Here is a 16778-nt window from a genome sequence, read left to right as displayed (position 1 = left end):
CTGGGGAATTATGCTTTGGCGATGAGCCATCGGGAAGAAAGTCCGCAGAGAGTCGCTTCCCAGGGGGCGGAACTGGCAGTTTTCGAATACGGCCCCGACCCGGGACCGGACGTCCCCACCCTGCTGCTCGTCCATGGCTACCCGGACGACCACCGCGTCTACCTCCCGCTCATCGACCAGCTCTCCGCATCACACCGCATCATTGCTTACGACACCCGAAATGCCGGCCTCTCCTCCGTGAGGGAACAGCCGGGGAACTTTTCGCTCCCACGCTTGGTGGACGATCTGTACGCCGTGCTGTCAGCGACGCAGGCTTCCCCAGTCCACCTCGTAGGCCACGACTGGGGTTCCATCCAGGCTTGGGCGGCCATCCAGGACCCGCGGGCCCCAGGGCGTATTACCCGTTTCACCAGTATTTCGGGGCCTGACCTGCGGCACCTCAACTGGTGGATCCGCCAAAAGCGAAGGAACCCACAGGGCTGGGCACAACTGATGGGGCAACTCGTACGCAGCTCGTACGTCGGGGCTTTCCAGGTGCCGCGACTGCCCGAAGCGGCCTGGCACCTCATCTTCACCCGCTACTACGAAAAGGCGAGAAAGCGCCCGGTGGGTGACAACCCGGTCCGCGGGCTCGCTCTGTACCGCCAAAACCTGCCTTATAAGGAAGAAAAGCCAGCCGTTCCGGTCTCGATCCCGGTCCACGTGGTGGTGCCTGACAAAGACCCGTTCCTCTCGCCCCACCTATTGGAGGGACTGGAAAGCCGGGCGCGCCAGCTCACCATCACCCATGTGAATGCCGGCCACTGGTGGCCCGAAACACACGCATCCGACTTCGCGGCGCTCCTGCGAACGGGACCCAGTGCCAGTCTGTAGCAGCGATGCTTTCAGCGGGCGTCGAGCGATAGGTCCTTTCGCGGTGCATATCGCAGGATCGCTGTGGGCGTCCTGGCCTGATCACACGTGAACCGGTTTCCAGTGGTCGGATCGAGCCAGGGCTCGGGATCTTCCTGATGTCCATTCAGTTCCAGGACTGGCAAGGGCAACGTCGGTGACTCGCCTTTCGCACAGACAAAACGCTCCGGGTGTTGGTGCGGGTCATAGTAGACGCGCGGTCTGCGTTCCCGGATGAGCTCCTGCGAACTGCCGGAATAATATCCTGGCCAGTGCGGGTTGCGGCTCTCCGGGGCGCATTCCTGAGCGCTCCCGTTGCCGCCGTTGAGTTCCCCTTTGGTGTCGGCCTCCGAGAGGGAGCCGGACCTTTCGTACCGGCACCATAGCCCAGACCTCCGGACATAGACCACGCCGGGCTCGCCAGGGAAATAAACGTCTGCGTCCGCATTGGCGTTGGCGTTGGCGTTAAATCCGTGCCCGTCGACACCAGGCGGTCGGGTGCCGGCGTCGACTTCGTCCATGTGGCCGACAATTCTGAAGCCGGTGGCTACAGGTTCCCCGTGGCGATGTTGAGCATGCGGCGCAGCGGCTCGGCGGCGCCCCAGAGGAGCTGGTCGCCCACGGTGAAGGCGCTGATGTACTGCGGGCCCATCTCCATTTTGCGGATGCGGCCCACAGGGATGTCCAGGGTGCCGGAGACTGCCACGGGGGTCAGCTCCGCCATGGAGGCTTCCTTAGTGTTCGGAACCACCTTGGCCCACTGGTTGTCCTCGGCCAGGAGCTTCTCGATCTCGGCCACGGACAGGTCCTCGCGGAGCTTGAGGGTGAGGGCCTGGGAGTGGGACCGCATGGCGCCGATGCGGACGCAGAGGCCGTCCATGATCACACGGTTTTCCTCGCCGGTGCCCAGGATCTTGTTGGTCTCGACCCCGGCCTTCCACTCTTCCTTGGACTGTCCGTTGCCGAGGTCGGCGTCGATCCAGGGGATGAGGGAGCCGGCCAGCGGCACGCCGAATTGGGTGGCGTCGATGCCCGTGCGCTGGTGGGCCAGGACCTTGCGGTCGATGTCCAGGATGGCCGACGCCGGATCGTCCAGTTCCGTGCTGACCTCGGCGTTGAGCGTGCCGAACTGGCTGAGGAGCTCGCGCATGTGCCGGGCGCCGCCGCCGGAGGCAGCCTGGTAGGTCATGGAGGTGCCCCATTCCACCAGGTTGTTTTTGAACAGTCCGCCGAGGCCCATCAGCATGCAGGACACGGTGCAGTTGCCGCCGATGAAGTCCTTGGTGCCGTTGACCAGGCCCTTGTCGATGACGTCGCGGTTGATGGGGTCCAGGACGATGATCGAATCGTCGTTCATGCGCAGGGTGGAGGCGGCGTCGAGCCAGAGGCCGTCCCAGCCGCGGCTGCGGAGTTCGCCGTGGACCTGCTTGGTGTAGTCACCGCCCTGGGCGGTGACGATAATGGGCAGCTTCGCGAGGGTGTCGATGTCGAACGCGTTCTCGAGCTTGCCCGCGCTGCCTTCTGCTGTTCCAGCAATGGAGGGCGCGGCACCTCCTGCGTTGGAGGTGGAGAAGAACACCGGGTTGATGTTGGCGAAGTCGCCCTCATCCTGCATGCGCTGCATCAGGACGGAACCGACCATGCCGCGCCATCCGACCAGGCCGACGGAAGGGGTAGCTGCTGTAGTCACGTCGAGACCTCCTTGGTCTTTCTGGAGACGCTGGCGTAAGAGAAGGCACGCGCTGGATTCCCTAAAAGCACCGTGTCCTCCGGGACGTCCTCGCCCTTCATGAGCAGCGAATCTGCCTGTACGGACGAACCGTTGCCCATGATTACTCCATAGTTGATGAAGGCTTGAACGCCCAAAGAGCACTGGTCACCCAGAACGATGTGACCGGATTTAAAAGTGCCATCTTCGAGGGAGTGGCCCTGAATGATCGTTCCGTCATTCAACGCGCAGTCATCTCCAATCGAAACGAGTGTCTTCTCCGCGATGCCGGCTCCGGCGTCATACATCCGCTTTCCGACTTTTACGCCAAGAAGCCGCAATATCCAGGACTTGAACGGCGTCCCTTGGAACGGTGCCACGGCGAGCATTTTCCACAGCCGTTCATGACGCCAGAAGTACGGGTCGTAGATGGAACAGTACTGCGGCTGCAAGCGCCGGAACCCCATCACAGAACGCTCGGCAAGGACGGCGATGAGTATACGGAACACGAGGAAGCCGAGCATGGACAGGGCGACACCCAGTGCGCCCAGGAATCCATGCGCCGTAACGGCCACAGCGCCCCATAGCGTAGCGGTGAACAACAGGACCCAACGCACGGCGAGGAACAGCACCATACTCATGATGTTGTATCTGTTCTTGGCTGGCAAAAGCCGGTTCTTTGCCTCTTCAAGCTTCAGTTCGTCGAACTTGGCATCGCGTTGCACCGAGCGGGGAATTTCGAAAGCAGGTGAGCCGAGCAGGCCCACATCTGTGCGGACAGGCCCGTCGATCGGAATCATCACCTTGGTGGCGAGCAGGCAGTTCTCCCCAACACGGGCTCCTATTGGGAAGGACATGGCGTTGCCAAGGAAGTTACGGCCCGCTATTCGGACCCGGGACAGCCGGAATGACGTGCTGGAGTAATCCGCGTTCATCATGTTCAAACCGTCGGAAACCATCGTTCCGGTTCCGACCGAACACAGGAAAGGCGACTCTTGGTTGACTGTAGGTCCGAAGTTCGACCCTGTCTGTTCCACCTTGCCAAGGTCATACCCAAGCCAGGACAGGAAATTCACGATGTAGGAGCTGTCACCGAAAACGTCCTTGTACAGCTTGGCGCGTGTGAACCGGGTGAGAAGCCTCTGCACTGCGAAATGTATGCCATAAAGCGGATAGACCACGTCGGGCTTGATCATGAGGTTAAGTATTCGCGGGACAGTGACGACCGCTACAAGACCAAGAATAAGACCCATGATGAACAGGACCAGCGTCGCCGCCATGATGTGGATGATGGCGTTCGGGTCGTTATACAGGTGCCCTGTGTCCAGATAGGAAGGGAGCAATGTGGACAGCCCGAGCAGGCCAACGGGGAAAACGAGGACGAGCCGGTTGAAAAGTTGCAGGAGGCTGAAAAGCACTCTCCTGCGTGTGCTGCAGTCCGCATCAGGAACACGCCGGTAATTGGTAGTGGTCCTGGCTGCCGGGGAACCGTGCCAGGCCTGTCCCTCGGGGACAGACTGTGAGGTCTGCAGCGACGAGGCGTGGCCCAGTTGCGTGTCGTTTCCCATCGACGTGCCGATGTCAAGGGTGGTTGCTTCTGAAATAAGGACGTTGCTTCCGACCGTTACGGGCCCTATTTCAATAACTCCTGATCGGGCCCGGCAGCAGAGGAAGAACGAGTTCTTTTGAATGACGGTCCCCTCTCCCACCGTGAACAGGTCGGTACATACGGGCACCGTTCGGGAGAGAATCACAACGCCTTTGCCAATTTTTGCCCCGAGCATCCGCAGGTACAGCACGTAGAGCGGTGAGCCGGCGAACAAAACAAGCGGGTTGGCCCTGGTCAGTGTCTTGACAATCCAGAACCGGACATAGGCCATGCTCCAAATCTGTATCTCTCCAGGTTTCCAGCGACCCACCAGAACCCACTTGATGATGATGGGGGTCACGGACAGCACCAGAAACATGACAGCGCCGAAACCCACTGAGCGTAACCAGATCTCCACCAGGTCCCGTCCACCGGACATCCACTCATAGCCGAACACCAGGAGCGTGGCAGCGTACGTCGTGTACCCCAGGAAAATTGCCAACTGGATGGCACCGCATGCAACGTACTGCAAGGTGCTCGCCGGCGGCGTAACGGTCCGAGTGGGCAGCGTTCCGGTCCCAGCAGTTCCGGCACGCCCGGCGGCAGCATTGCTTGGGACTGCTGTGAGCAACTGCGCCAGCTGGCGGACTGTAGGGTTCAGGTAAATGTCCTGCATGGCTGGGGCCGGCAAATCCGTTTCACGCCTGACCCGGGCACAGAAATGCGCCATAAGGAGAGAGTTGGCCCCGAGGTCATTGAAGAAGTGTGCGTCCGTGGACACCTTATCCAGTCCCAGGACAGCACCGAGTTCGGCTGCAAGTGATGATTCCGCAGGCGTCGTGGGGACGGTGTACGTTCCTGAGTCCGCCAGGCTGACCCGCTCGGAGGGACGGGGCAGTTGTTTCCGGTCGGCTTTACCGCTGGGCATGAGGGGGATGGTGGCGAGCTGCTTATAGTAGGCAGGCACCATGTAGCCGGGAAGCCGGGTCCGGAGCATCTGGTAAATATCGTGGGCATCCACTTTTCCAGCGTCATGGCGGAGTGTGAAGTAGGCCGCCAGTTCCAGCTGTCCGGGTTCCGGCTCGAAGGTGTCCACCACGGCATGGGCAATTCCGGGGAACTGCAGCAGGAACGATTCGATTTCAGCCAGCTCGATGCGGTACCCGCGTATTTTGACCTGCGTGTCGATACGGCCGAGATACTCAATTTCCCCTTCCTGGTTAATCCGGCCCAGGTCCCCTGTGCGGTAGATCCGCCCTGAAGGGTTATGTCGGATCTTGAGGAAATCGGGAATGAAGGCGCGGTCCGTGAGGTCCGGACGGTTAACGTATCCTCTCGCCAGGCCGACGCCGGTAAGCCCGATTTCGCCTGCCTCACCCAAGGGCAGTGCACGGCTGGCGTCGGGATCCAGGATGACAGCGGAGTAAGTGGGCAGGGGGACGCCCAGGGAAACGGGTTTGTCCGGGTCCAGAAGAGCCCACGTTGCCGTGACGGTAGCCTCGGTGGGTCCATAGACGTTCAGGAAGCGCCGGCCGGGTGTGTGCCATCGTGTCACGAGATCCCGAGGGCAGGCCTCACCCGAGACGAGCAGGAAGCGAAGCTCTGGCAGCTCCTCGTCGATGGTAGCGAGCAGGGTGGGCACGCAGCACAGGGCGGTGATGTGCTTCTCCACCAGATACTCCGTCAGCTCTGCGCCCACGAGAGTGGTGCCGGCGGGTTTGGGCACCAGCGTCGCACCTGCGAGCCAGGATACCCAAATTTCTTCGACCGAGAAGTCAAAGGCTATGGTCATGCCTTGGTAGACGCGGTCGGTGGTCTGGATGCCGTACAGTGCTGAGGCCACCCGGACAAAATTGCAAATGCTTGCGTGCTCGATGGCGACGCCCTTCGGCCTGCCGGTAGAGCCTGATGTGTAGATGATGTAGGCGAGCTCGTCCGTACTGCCTCCTGTCACCGAAGGCTGAAGCCGGGCTGGGTTTTCTGCCTCTATCTGTACCCGCGCGAGGTCCAGGCAGATGGTCACTGCTGCCACTTCGGGCAGCAGAACCTGCAGATGGGACAGTGACAGGATCATCGTGGCATCGGCATCTTCGACGATGTACTTCAGCCGGTCGGAGGGGAAACCAGGATCGAGTGGAACGTAGGCCGCCTGAATTTTCAGCACAGCGAGCATTGCGATGTAGGCACGGGAGGGTTGGTCGAACAGCAGCGCGATGCGGTCCCCGGAACGTGCTCCGACAGCGAGAAGGTGGCGGGCGAGCTGGTTCGCCTGCTGATCCAACTCCAGGTAGGTAAGGGCTGCGTCCTCGGCATCCACAGCCAGGTGATCGGCCCACCCGTGCGCTGCAAGATTGTCGCAGCGGTCCTCGAAAAGCTGATTCAGCCTTTCGCCTTTCCTCCACCTGACCACGTGGTCAGGGAAAGCCGAAGTCAGGACCGGCCCGGCCCCATCCAGCCCGGTGGTCAGCACACCACGGAGCTCAGCGGGCCGGATATCACCCTCGCGGGACTTTATGCTCTTCGTCATTGATGATTCCCCTATAGGTTTTGGTGATGTCCCGCCGTCAACTTGACCGGTGCATCGGCTCAAGATGGCGTCCGGTGTAGGCAGGACCCGGGTCATGGGCGTCGCGCAGGATTCTCGCCGTCCCCCGGCCGATGTTGGCCGCGGCCCGGCTCTTGGCAGCGTCCTGCGATTCCCTTGCGCCTGGGGTAAGGCCGAAGGCTAATCCCAGAGCGTGTACGGCGTCCTTGAGACGGCCAGCACCAATGGTGGCTGCGATGCGTGTCTCGGATATCTCGATGAGATCGACGTCAACCTTGGCCTCTGACAGAGTGCTGAAGAAGGTAGCGAGGACTTCGGGAGACGACCTCATGCCGAGGCCTGTGAGCTCGACTTTGCCTGCATGGGTCATGTGCAGCAGGTCCTGGAAGTCCAGGGAGTTCTGCTGGGCCTGCAATACTGCGAGGGCGCGCTTAAGTTCCTCAGCGGGAAGCGAAAAAGCGATGTCGTTTCGCCGACAGGCCCGACGCGTATCTTGGACAACGGACTGCACCGTTATGCACTCCTGCGACAGCACGCGGAAAAGCAGGGATGTTTGACCGGGATCATCCGGGAGGCCTGTGACCACGACTTTCGAGATGGCTTCCACGCCTGCCACTTCTGTGATCACGGCCTGCTCTGGCGCTGGCCTCCTGAAGGGGCGGCGATCGAGGCCGGGCAGGATCAAGGTTCCCGCGCCCTCTGTGAAGGAAGACCTCACGTGAATGGGAAGACCGAATCTACGAGCGTATTCAACGCTCCGCAGGTGCATGACCTTGCTGCCGCAGGCAGCAAACTCCAGCATTTCTTCGCTCGACAGGGCTGCAATCTTCCGTGCAGCCGGAACGATGCGTGGGTCAGCTGTGTAGACGCCGTCGACGTCCGTGTAAATTTCGCACACGCTTGCTCCCAGGGCTGCAGCGAGGGCAACAGCGGTCAGGTCAGAACCGCCCCGCCCCAAGGTGGTCACCCTCCTGCCTCTTTGCGTGCAGCCCTGAAATCCGGCGACGATAGGGATCCCGTCGTGGTCCAGACAGTCGCGAATCCGCCTAGGTCTGATATCGATGATGCGTGCCCTGCCATGCACGCTGTCTGTGATCAGCCCGGCTTGGCTTCCTGCAAACGCACGTGCTGGATGGCCGGCGTCGATTAACGCCAAGGCTAAGAGGGATGTTGTGACGAGCTCGCCCATGCTCAACAGGGCATCCAGCGTTTCCGGGTGCGGCTGGCGGGCAACCCCGGCGGCAAGATCGCACAGCTGGTCTGTAGTGCCACCCATGGCCGAGACCACGGCCACAACTTGATAGCCCGCTTCACGCGTTTTCGCTATCCGCAGGGCAGCCCGGCGGATGCCTGCAGCGTCTGCTACAGATGATCCACCGAATTTCTGTACGATGAGGGGTTTTTCCCCGCGCAAGCTTCTGCCGTCGTCGGGCAACTGTCGGTTGAATTCAGCCCACTGTGCGTGGGAGGCGTATCGACCGTGAGAGCCATTGCCTGCCGTGGATGATCCTCTGTTCACTGTCCCCGCCTGTTTTTAGCTTCAAGGAAATCGTCTTTTGCCGCAGATGCGAATTGCTTACTCATGGCATATGCCGTATTCCTCACGGTTTCTCGCAGGCGCACTTCCTGCTTGGACAATCAGGCGACAGTCTTCAAACCAATCCTTTGGCCAGTGACGGATTCGGCGGCTTCAGCCAGGATTTCCAATCCGCCCCGCAGTTCTGCGGTACTGATAGTCAAGGCCGGCATCGTCTTGAGCACCTCGCCTTCCGGGCCGGAAGTTTCCACCAGCAGTCCGCGTGTGAAGGACTCTGCTGCTATTTTTCCGGCGGTCTTCGGGTCGGAGTAATGGATTCCCGCCAGCATGCCGCGGCCGCGCACACTGGCTCCCTCAGTGGCATCGGCTACCAGCCTCAGGCCTTCGTGAAGTTGAACTGACACCGCCGAAATTTTTTGCTCAAATCTGCCGTCCTGCCAGAAGTGCTCCAAGGCCGCGGCCCCCGTGACAAAGGCAGGATTGTTTCCGCGGAAGGTGCCGTTGTGCTCCCCCGGTTTCCAGAGATCAAGCTCAGGCTTGAAGAGTGTGAGCGCCAAGGGCAATCCGAATCCGGAAATGGACTTCGAAAGGCAGACAATGTCCGGAACAATGCCGGCGTCCTCAAAACTGAAGAACGTCCCTGTGCGTCCGCACCCAGCCTGTACATCATCGACTATGAGGAGAATCCCGTATTGGCGGCATATCTCCGCAAGCTCCCGAAGCCAGGAGGCACGTGCTGCTCTGAGACCGCCCTCTCCCTGAACAGTTTCAACGATGACGGCTGCCGGTTTATCCAGTCCTGACCCTGAATCAGCCAAAGCCGAGCGGAGCCAAGCAAAGCCAAGCGAATCGTCCTCGAGGAATCCGTCATAGGGCACGCTTGAAGCGTGGGTGAGCGGGACGCCGGCGCCCAGGCGTTTCATGGAGTTTCCGGTTACCGCCAACGAACCCAATGTCATTCCATGGAAGGCGTTGGTGAAACCGACAACATGGGTGCGTCCGGTAACCTTTCGTGCCAGTTTCAGTGCAGCCTCCACGCTGTTGGTCCCGGTTGGGCCCGGAAACATGACCTTATAGTTCAGGTTTCTGGGTTTTAGGATCAGCTCGTGGAACGTCTCCAGGAACCTTCGCTTGGCAGCAGTTTTCATGTCCAGGGAATGAATGACCGCCCCTGAAAGCAAGTACTCCACCAGCGGCCTGAGGAGTGCAGGGTGATTGTGCCCATAGTTCAAGGCTCCTGCACCGGAAAAGAAATCGACGTATTCGCGACCATCTTCGCTGTAGAGAAAGCTTCCGGAGGCGCGCTCGAAAACGGTATTCCAACCGCGGCAATAGGAGCGGACTTCAGATTCCAGTGTCTCAAAAATATCTGACATATAAGGTTTTCCTGCCAACTTCGCGAGTGGACCGGACCACCTTGTCCGGTCCAACTTCACTTTTCAAATGACCGACGCTACGGGCCGCGAACTCGTGCGTCGCGGAGGCCCTGAATTCCCCAGCAGTGAATCCCGGCCTTCTGCCGCGAACAATTACGCGGCGACAATTACGGCCATTTCTACTTGCAGAATCGAATCTAGGACATTTATCTACCGAAAACACGAGTACTAAGTACTTGCTTTTCGGGTTCGGCCACTACCTACGTGCAGATGACCCAGGGCATTGCCGCCAGGACCTACCAATCTACAAAAGACTCTTTCCCGATGGCTGGTTCAGGCATTAAATTTCATTCATGAAGGCGCTTCACCCGACGTCCAAGCCCAACCACAAGGCAGGCGCAGCCTTCCTCGCTTTGACGCTTTTCCTTTCGGCGTGCTCGTCGTCGTCACAAACCGTTCCCTCGCCGCAGGCACTCGTATCTGCACTGCCAGTGCAGGCCAACGAAGTGCGTGAAGCCTTCGCCACCAGGAACCTTGCCGGCCACCTCGAAGCCCTGCAGCGGGTAGCCGATGACGAGGGAGGAAACCGGGCCGCTGGTACGTCCGGATATGAAGCATCAGCCCGCTACGTCGAGGACCAATTACGCGCCGCCGGCTACAATCCTGTCCGGCAGGTCTTCACGTATTGGGATGAAGATCTGGAGGCCGACCGGGAGACCTTTAACATCCTGGCTGACACCGCCGGAAGCCCGGGCCACACCGTCGTTGTGGGCGGCCACTTGGATTCAGTGCCCGAAGGCCCGGGGATAAACGACAATGCAAGCGGTGTGGCCGCCATGATCGAAACTGCACGGTGGATGGCCGAGACGGGCGTCATACCGAAAAACAGGGTGCGCTTCGCGTTTTGGGGTGCAGAGGAAATTGATCTGTCAGGTTCACAGCATTACGTGGATACGCTCAGCGACAATGAGATCTCGGAAACTCTCGTGAACATCAACGTGGACATGGCGGCATCACCTAACGGTGGGCGGTTCGTCCACGACGGCAACGGCTCCCGTTATGGTGACGCTGGCCCTTCCGGCTCACCCGAAATCGAGAGCATCCTCTTTGACTACTTCTCCAAAAATGCACTTCCGGCCGAGGAGACCGTATTTGACGGGGGCTCCGACTACGACCCCTTCCTCCGGGCAGGCATCGCAGCTGGCGGACTCTTTACCGGTGATGTCGGCACAAAAACGGCAGAACAAGTACAAAAATACGGCGGGACGGAGAGCGAAGACCACGACAAGTGCTACCACGAAAGCTGCGACACCATCGAGAACGTCAATCAAGAGCTGCTGAAGGACATGGCCGGGGCCCTGGGCTACGCCACCCTGGCCTTCGCCATGGCCCGGATCGGACCGAGGAAATGAGCCAGCCTGCCGGAAAGGACTCGGCAGGAAGAGTATGAGCGGGGTTCATCCATGTCACTGCTTCAGCACCACCGCCATCGCTGCAACGGCGTCAACGGCCAATCCCAAGGGTCCCGGATCAACATCCTCGACAACCCACCGTCCTGGGCCGCTCATCCACCCGGGCAACAGAGGAACAGCGCCAGCAACGTCCACCAGAGAAGGATCCAGGGACAACCCCCTGCCAAGCGCCTTAAGAACGGCTTCCTTACGCGTCCAAAGAACGGTCTGGAACAGAGACCTCTGGGATGCGGTTAGCTTTTCAACGTATTCGCGCTCACGAGGAGTCATCGCCACAGCCCCGAAACCCTCGAAGTCCGCTGACGCGCAGCACTCCAAATCTACTCCGACGCCAACAACTTCCTGACTAATTACGGCGGCCACCAGACACCAGTCCCCGGACCTGCTCAAGCTCGCCTGGATCCAGGGCCCGTTGACACCTGCCCGGTAGCGGGGCGCCCCATGCGCCCTGCCTCCACCCCAGCAACTCCGGCACAGAAAGTCTGCATAAAGGGATCCGGGATCCACGCCAGCCACTTCGGCCACATGAAACCGCATAGCTATCCGCCCAGCCAAGAACCTGTCCCGTTGTGCTGTGGAGCCTAACGCGCCGGCCAGCTGCCTCTCTGCGCCATCCAGAGTATGCAGCTGTTCAAGGTCAACATCCGACAGCTTCATAGCCGCCAGCACGGGCTTGCCACTACCCATCTCTGATGACCCTCTCACTCGGCACCCGCAAAAGTACGCATCAACTGCAGGCTCCGGCTGACCTCCTGAATGTAGGCAAAGCCTATACCCAGGCTGCCATTACCTGAGGGGAGTGCCTGGCTGCTGAGATCCACCCACAGGTGGCCCCAGGAGCGGTTCTGGGTGGTTAAAGGTTTTCCTAGTGTCCCTGTCCCAAGCTCAAAACCAAGGTGCCGACAGGCGCGTGCTTTATATGAAAGCAGGCAGGGCAGTGGGTGACGACGCGATGAACATGTTTCGCAGGCGAACGCTGCCGGGGCCGGGCAGCGTTGGCTAAGCTGGCGGGCCACACGTCCTGCGCGTTTAGTTACCGCACTCGCCCTCGTGGTCCTGGCCACAACCACCAACTGTGCACCAGCACCTGCACCTCTCCCCACCGTCCCGGCCGCTCCGGATGTATCAGTCCCAGCACCGGCCCCGGCGGCGACCGTAAAAGCAGCCGGCTCCACCCCACTGCCCACGCCACGGCTTCCTGCGCAAGCGGCACCTGCGGTGCCGGGCCCCGAGACAGACGTCACTGAACTCGAGGGCCGGATCAACAGCATCATCGGGGCACACAACCAGTACCAGCTGGGGGTCGCCTTGATCGACACCGCAGACGGCGCCCTTTACCAGTACGGGGTCCGGGAAAAATTCGTGGCAGCCAGCACAGGGAAGGTACTGGCCGCAGCCGCGTACTACCACTTTGCCGAAACTGGTCAGCTATCCCTGACCGCCCCGCTTGGCGGCTGGACCCCCGCTTTCCAGATCCAGCAAATGATCCAGCAAAGCAACAACGAATCCTGGGCACTGATCGTTCAAGCCATCGGACACCAGCGGCTCCATGATTACGCAGCATCGATCGGGATTGACTACAACAGGACCTACAACACCCTCTCCCCGGCGGAAACGGCCAGGACACTGGCTCTCCTTCACGACGGAAAACTGCTCAACCGGGCTCATACCACCGAGTTGCTCTCCTACATGCAGCACACCAACTACGAGACACTGATTCCCGCCGCTGTGCCGCCCGGCATAACTGTGTTCCATAAATACGGAATGCTCAACGGGAATCTGCACGACGCGAGCATCCTGGTCCACAACGGTCACGCCTACGTTTTTGTGGTGTACACACTGGGGGCGGGTCCGGCCGACATACCGGAACGTGCTGACATCATTCAACAACTTACCCGCGCCGTTGTCTCCACCCTGTTCTAAGGTGAGTCCTTGTTTGTAACGGCCCACTTTGCGACCTCACGAAAAAGGCCGCGCCAGCGATTGCGAAGGGCTTCTTGTAATACAAGTTTGGTACTTATAGAATAAGAAGGCGGGCGAAGGAGCCCAGCGACGCCCAAAGGAGAACCTGTGAGTACCGTCGATCTGATCCGCCACGTCAAACTGTCCACCGCCCGGCTCCCCCTGGCTGTTCCCATCAGCGATGCCAAAGTCTTCACGGGCAGGCAGAAGCCCATGACTGAGGTGATCTTCCTCTTCGCCGAGATCACTACGGAACTGGGGCACACCGGCGTCGGCTTCAGCTATTCCAAGCGCGCAGGTGGGCCGGCACAGTACGCACACGCCAAAGAGGTAGCCGAGGGCATCATCGGCGAGGACCCCAACGACATCGCAAAGATCTACACCAAACTTCTGTGGGCAGGCGCCTCAGTGGGCCGGTCAGGCGTTGCCACCCAGGCCCTCGCCGCGATCGACATCGCCCTCTACGATCTTAAGGCCAAGCGGGCCGGCCTGCCGCTGGCTAAACTCCTTGGGTCCTACCGCGACTCCGTGCAGACCTACAACACCTCCGGCGGCTTCCTTAACGCCACCCTTGAAGAAGTGAAGGCCCGCGCCACGAAGTCCCTCGAGGAGGGCATCGGCGGCATCAAGATCAAGGTGGGCCTCCCAGACAGTAAGGAGGACCTGCGCCGCGTTGCCGGCATCCGTGAGCACATCGGCTGGGACGTCCCGCTGATGGTGGACGCCAACCAGCAGTGGGACCGGGCCACCGCGCTGCGCATGGGGCGCCAGCTCGAAGAGTTCAACCTCATCTGGATTGAAGAGCCCCTCGACGCCTATGACTTCGAGGGCCATGCGCACCTTGCCCAGGTCCTGGACACCCCTATCGCCACCGGTGAAATGCTCGCCTCCGTGGCAGAGCACAAGGGCCTCATCAACGCCAACAGCTGCGACATTATCCAGCCGGACGCACCCCGGGTTGGCGGTATCACGCAATTCCTGCGCCTGGCGGCACTTGCGGACGAGCGCGGGCTGGGCCTGGCCCCTCACTTCGCAATGGAAATCCACCTGCACCTGGCCGCGGCATACCCGCGGGAGCCCTGGGTTGAACACTTCGACTGGCTCGATCCGCTGTTCAACGAACGGCTTGAAACCAAGAACGGCCGGATGGTCGTTCCGGACCGCCCAGGACTGGGCATCACCCTAAGCGACCAGGCGCGTGCCTGGACCACCGAGTCAGTGGAGTTCGGCGCGTAACCTTGTTGCCATGAGCCGGAATCTCACCGCGGACCTCGCCGCTGACCTTCGCACCCGCATCGTCGACGGCGTCATCCAGCCAGGTGGGAAGCTCCCCAGTGAAAACACCCTCATCAGCGACTTCGGCGTGAGCCGTACAGTGGTGCGCGCCGCACTGACCAGGCTCCAGGCCGAGGGACTGGTTGAAACTGAACGCGGGCGCGGCAGCTTCGCCCTCACCCCGCCGTCGGACGGGCCCCAGGCAGCACCCGGGGCCCGTCCCGTCGCCACCATGGAGGACAGGCTCCATCTGCTCGAATTCCGGATGGGGGTGGAAGCAGAGGCGGCGGCTCTGGCCGCGCGGAACCACACCGAACGGCAGCTTCGCGCTGTTACAGCAGCACTCGAGGAGTTCACGGCGAGTGCCGGCCATCCGGCGCATGCCATGAAGTCCGATTTCGAGTTCCACCGGGCCGTCGCTGCGGCCTCGGGCAACCCCTACTACTCCGACTGTCTGGCTGCCCTCGGCCAGACCATGATCGCCATGCCGCGTACCCGGCTGATGACCGACGCGGAACACTACGCCCGGGACCACTTTGACCAAGTGGTCCAGGAGCACCGTTCAATCTCTGACGCCATCGCGGACGGCGACGCTGCTGCCGCGGCGGCTGCCATGCGCAGCCACTTGGCCAACTCCCGACGCCGGTTCAAGGCTTCCGTGCGGCCGTAGCTTCCGTGCTGCGGGGGAGGTCCACAAAAACAAAAGAGCCCCGGTCTATTGACCGGGGCTCTTCCTTTGCGTGCGCGAGGGGGGATTTGAACCCCCACACCCTTTCGGATACTGGCACCTGAAGCCAGCGCGTCTGCCGTTCCGCCACTCGCGCGCAACTTCCTTCACAAAATCCCGTCCGGTTTCCCGATCCGCAACCCTGTAAAAGCAGCGAGATCAAGCATAACGGACATTGGCCGGAAAACACCAATTGGGGCACCTGGCCCCCCATAACCCCATCCAAACGAAGGTCAGGACCAGAACCACAAGAAGGCCAGTACCGCGTGCCACCACCTGCCGCCGACAGTTCGAAACTGAACTTTTGGCAGCGCCCGGCCGTTGTGGATTAAGGTCATTCACAGGCCCGCCCAGTAGTATCTGATGTAGGAGTGACTGCTGCATGCAGGCACACCGGCGGCTTGGGAACGCCACTGCAAGTGAACTTACGGAACGAAAACTGCCCCGCAGCCGGGGGGAAAGGAGAAGAACCATGGGTCTGCTGGACAAAGTCGAGCGCGGCATCGAAAAGGCCGTCCGGGGCGTCTTCTCCACCGGCTCGCGCGCCCAGGTTGAACCGGTGGAAATCGCCAGCAGGCTGCGCCGCGAGGTGGACCACAAATCCCTTACCGTCGCTGCGGGACGCACCTTGGTGCCCAATGTTTTTGATGTCCAACTCAGCGATGATGACTTCAAGCGCGCCCAGGAGTGGGGCACCCCCCTGGCCGAAGAACTCTGTGATGTTGTTATCAACCACGTCCGCAGCCAGGGCTACACCCTGCAGGGCTCGGTGCGGATCTCCTTCCGCCGTGATGCCGAACTGCGCGCCGGCGACTTCGAGATTGCCTCCTCCACGGAGAAATCCATGGGTTCCTCGGGTGGCACTCTGCCCCGCCCCAACCTGCCCGCCGCTCCCAGCCGCCAGCCGGTCCGCCTGCAGCCGGTGCTCGATATCGACGGCCAGCGGTACTCACTCAACGCCCCGTCCATCGTGCTGGGCAGGTCTTCCGAGGCCGACATCCTGGTCGAGGACACCGGCGTTTCCCGCCGCCACCTCGAAATCCGCACGGCCAATGGCGTCACCAGCGCGGTGGACATGGGTTCCACCAACGGGAGTTACGTGAACGGGCACAAAGTCTCCGGAAGCACCGAACTCACTGACGGCTCCACCATCACCATGGGACGGACAAAGATCATCTTCCGCCTGCTTCCTGCCAGCCCTGGCGGCCACGCATGAGTGAACTGACCATCACCGCCCTGCGGTTCGGTTTCCTGCTGCTGCTCTGGGTGCTGATCTTCAGCATCGTCTCCACCATGCGCCGCGACCTCATGGTGGGCCGCAAGGCAGCCTCCGGTGCCCCATCGGCCCGGCAGGTCCGGAAAAACCCCGAACTGGCCGAGCAGCCGCCACAGCCCGTGAAGCAGCAGGCGCGGCAGCTGGTGGTTGTCGAAGGTCCGCTCAAGGGACGGACACTACCGTTGGCGGCGAGTCCCATCCTGCTGGGCCGTGCCCAGGAGGCCACCCTGGTCCTGGAGGACGACTACGCCTCCGGCCGCCACGCCAGGCTGTTTCCGCAGGGCAGCCGCTGGTTCATCGAAGACCTGGGATCAACCAACGGCACCTACCTGGCTGACCAGCAGCTGACCCGTGCCCTGCCCGTTGAGCTTGGCGTACCCGTGAGAATCGGCAAGACGGTCATTGAATTGAGGCCATAGCC

Annotated in this window: 13 protein-coding genes and 1 tRNA gene; 7 read left to right on the top strand and 7 right to left on the bottom strand. The window is 61.2% G+C overall.

The features are described 5' to 3' along the window. Positions 1-21 precede the first annotated feature (21 nt). Positions 22-873 carry an alpha/beta fold hydrolase gene (locus M1D32_RS00175; RefSeq protein ID WP_458780362.1) on the top strand — a complete coding sequence of 284 codons (852 nt, stop codon included), beginning with the start codon at positions 22-24 and terminating at the stop codon, positions 871-873. An 11-nt stretch (positions 874-884) separates the two neighbouring features. On the opposite strand, the gene M1D32_RS00170 is transcribed toward M1D32_RS00175, so the two are convergent. From M1D32_RS00170 to ectB, 5 genes are all read right to left on the bottom strand, one after another. Further along, positions 885-1412: a hypothetical protein gene (locus M1D32_RS00170; protein WP_458780361.1), complete on the bottom strand. Its 528-nt coding sequence runs from the start codon at positions 1410-1412 to the stop codon at positions 885-887. A gap of 26 nt (positions 1413-1438) precedes the next feature. Next, the gene (gene asd / locus M1D32_RS00165) at positions 1439-2533 is read right to left on the bottom strand and encodes an aspartate-semialdehyde dehydrogenase (RefSeq protein WP_458782246.1); all 1095 of its coding nucleotides are present in this window, start codon (positions 2531-2533) and stop codon (positions 1439-1441) included. 44 nt (positions 2534-2577) lie between these two features. After that, positions 2578-6714: a Pls/PosA family non-ribosomal peptide synthetase gene (locus tag M1D32_RS00160; RefSeq protein ID WP_458780360.1), complete on the bottom strand. Its 4137-nt coding sequence runs from the start codon at positions 6712-6714 to the stop codon at positions 2578-2580. 37 nt (positions 6715-6751) lie between these two features. Beyond that, entirely contained in the window at positions 6752-8146 is a 1395-nt protein-coding gene (locus M1D32_RS00155; protein WP_458780359.1) for an aspartate kinase, read from the bottom strand. Between the two features lie 224 nt (positions 8147-8370). Further along, positions 8371-9645, bottom strand: a complete 1275-nt coding sequence (gene ectB, locus M1D32_RS00150) for a diaminobutyrate--2-oxoglutarate transaminase (protein ID WP_458780358.1) — start codon at positions 9643-9645, stop codon at positions 8371-8373. Between the two features lie 353 nt (positions 9646-9998). Between ectB and M1D32_RS00145 the strand changes: the two genes are divergently transcribed. Further along, positions 9999-11057 (top strand): M20/M25/M40 family metallo-hydrolase, encoded by a 1059-nt coding sequence (locus M1D32_RS00145; protein WP_458780357.1) that lies wholly within the window; start codon positions 9999-10001, stop codon positions 11055-11057. A 54-nt stretch (positions 11058-11111) separates the two neighbouring features. Here M1D32_RS00145 and M1D32_RS00140 read toward each other — a convergent pair whose 3' ends face one another. Next, on the bottom strand, positions 11112-11654 hold the full coding sequence (locus M1D32_RS00140) for a 4'-phosphopantetheinyl transferase family protein (protein WP_458782245.1): 543 nt from the start codon (positions 11652-11654) through the stop codon (positions 11112-11114). A gap of 681 nt (positions 11655-12335) precedes the next feature. On the opposite strand from M1D32_RS00140, the gene M1D32_RS00135 reads away from it, so the two are divergent. The 3 genes from M1D32_RS00135 to M1D32_RS00125 all read left to right on the top strand — a co-directional run bounded on the left by M1D32_RS00135 (position 12336) and on the right by M1D32_RS00125 (position 15024). Further along, a complete protein-coding gene (locus M1D32_RS00135) occupies positions 12336-13040 on the top strand; it encodes a serine hydrolase (protein ID WP_458780356.1) in 705 nt (234 codons plus the stop codon). A gap of 147 nt (positions 13041-13187) precedes the next feature. Beyond that, positions 13188-14315 carry an L-talarate/galactarate dehydratase gene (locus tag M1D32_RS00130; RefSeq protein WP_458780355.1) on the top strand — a complete coding sequence of 376 codons (1128 nt, stop codon included), beginning with the start codon at positions 13188-13190 and terminating at the stop codon, positions 14313-14315. 10 nt (positions 14316-14325) lie between these two features. Next, positions 14326-15024: a FadR/GntR family transcriptional regulator gene (locus M1D32_RS00125; protein WP_458780354.1), complete on the top strand. Its 699-nt coding sequence runs from the start codon at positions 14326-14328 to the stop codon at positions 15022-15024. Positions 15025-15095: 71 nt separating this feature from the next. Here M1D32_RS00125 and M1D32_RS00120 read toward each other — a convergent pair. Next, a tRNA-Leu gene (locus M1D32_RS00120) sits at positions 15096-15178 on the bottom strand. A 375-nt stretch (positions 15179-15553) separates the two neighbouring features. Here M1D32_RS00120 and M1D32_RS00115 point away from each other — a divergent pair. Next, positions 15554-16297, top strand: a complete 744-nt coding sequence (locus M1D32_RS00115) for an FhaA domain-containing protein (protein WP_458780353.1) — start codon at positions 15554-15556, stop codon at positions 16295-16297. Beyond that, positions 16294-16776, top strand: coding sequence for an FHA domain-containing protein FhaB/FipA (locus M1D32_RS00110; RefSeq protein WP_458780352.1), 483 nt, complete (start codon positions 16294-16296; stop codon positions 16774-16776). Before M1D32_RS00115 ends, M1D32_RS00110 begins: the two co-directional genes overlap by 4 nt. Positions 16777-16778: the final 2 nt, after the last annotated feature.

The sequence above is a fragment of the Arthrobacter sp. D3-16 genome (assembly GCF_054408515.1).
The sequence above is the reverse complement of the archived record's forward strand: the minus strand, read 5'-3'. Positions and strand labels throughout refer to the sequence as shown.

Coding starts and splice junctions, on each gene's coding strand:
- M1D32_RS00145 (WP_458780357.1), top strand. CDS start 9,999: ATGAAGGCGCTTCACCCGACGTCCAAGCCCAACCACAAGGCAGGCGCA.
- M1D32_RS00125 (WP_458780354.1), top strand. CDS start 14,326: ATGAGCCGGAATCTCACCGCGGACCTCGCCGCTGACCTTCGCACCCGC.
- ectB (WP_458780358.1), bottom strand. CDS start 9,645: ATGTCAGATATTTTTGAGACACTGGAATCTGAAGTCCGCTCCTATTGC.
- M1D32_RS00115 (WP_458780353.1), top strand. CDS start 15,554: ATGGGTCTGCTGGACAAAGTCGAGCGCGGCATCGAAAAGGCCGTCCGG.
- M1D32_RS00110 (WP_458780352.1), top strand. CDS start 16,294: ATGAGTGAACTGACCATCACCGCCCTGCGGTTCGGTTTCCTGCTGCTG.
- M1D32_RS00175 (WP_458780362.1), top strand. CDS start 22: ATGAGCCATCGGGAAGAAAGTCCGCAGAGAGTCGCTTCCCAGGGGGCG.
- asd (WP_458782246.1), bottom strand. CDS start 2,533: ATGGTCGGTTCCGTCCTGATGCAGCGCATGCAGGATGAGGGCGACTTC.
- M1D32_RS00140 (WP_458782245.1), bottom strand. CDS start 11,654: ATGCGGTTTCATGTGGCCGAAGTGGCTGGCGTGGATCCCGGATCCCTT.
- M1D32_RS00170 (WP_458780361.1), bottom strand. CDS start 1,412: ATGGACGAAGTCGACGCCGGCACCCGACCGCCTGGTGTCGACGGGCAC.
- M1D32_RS00160 (WP_458780360.1), bottom strand. CDS start 6,714: ATGACGAAGAGCATAAAGTCCCGCGAGGGTGATATCCGGCCCGCTGAG.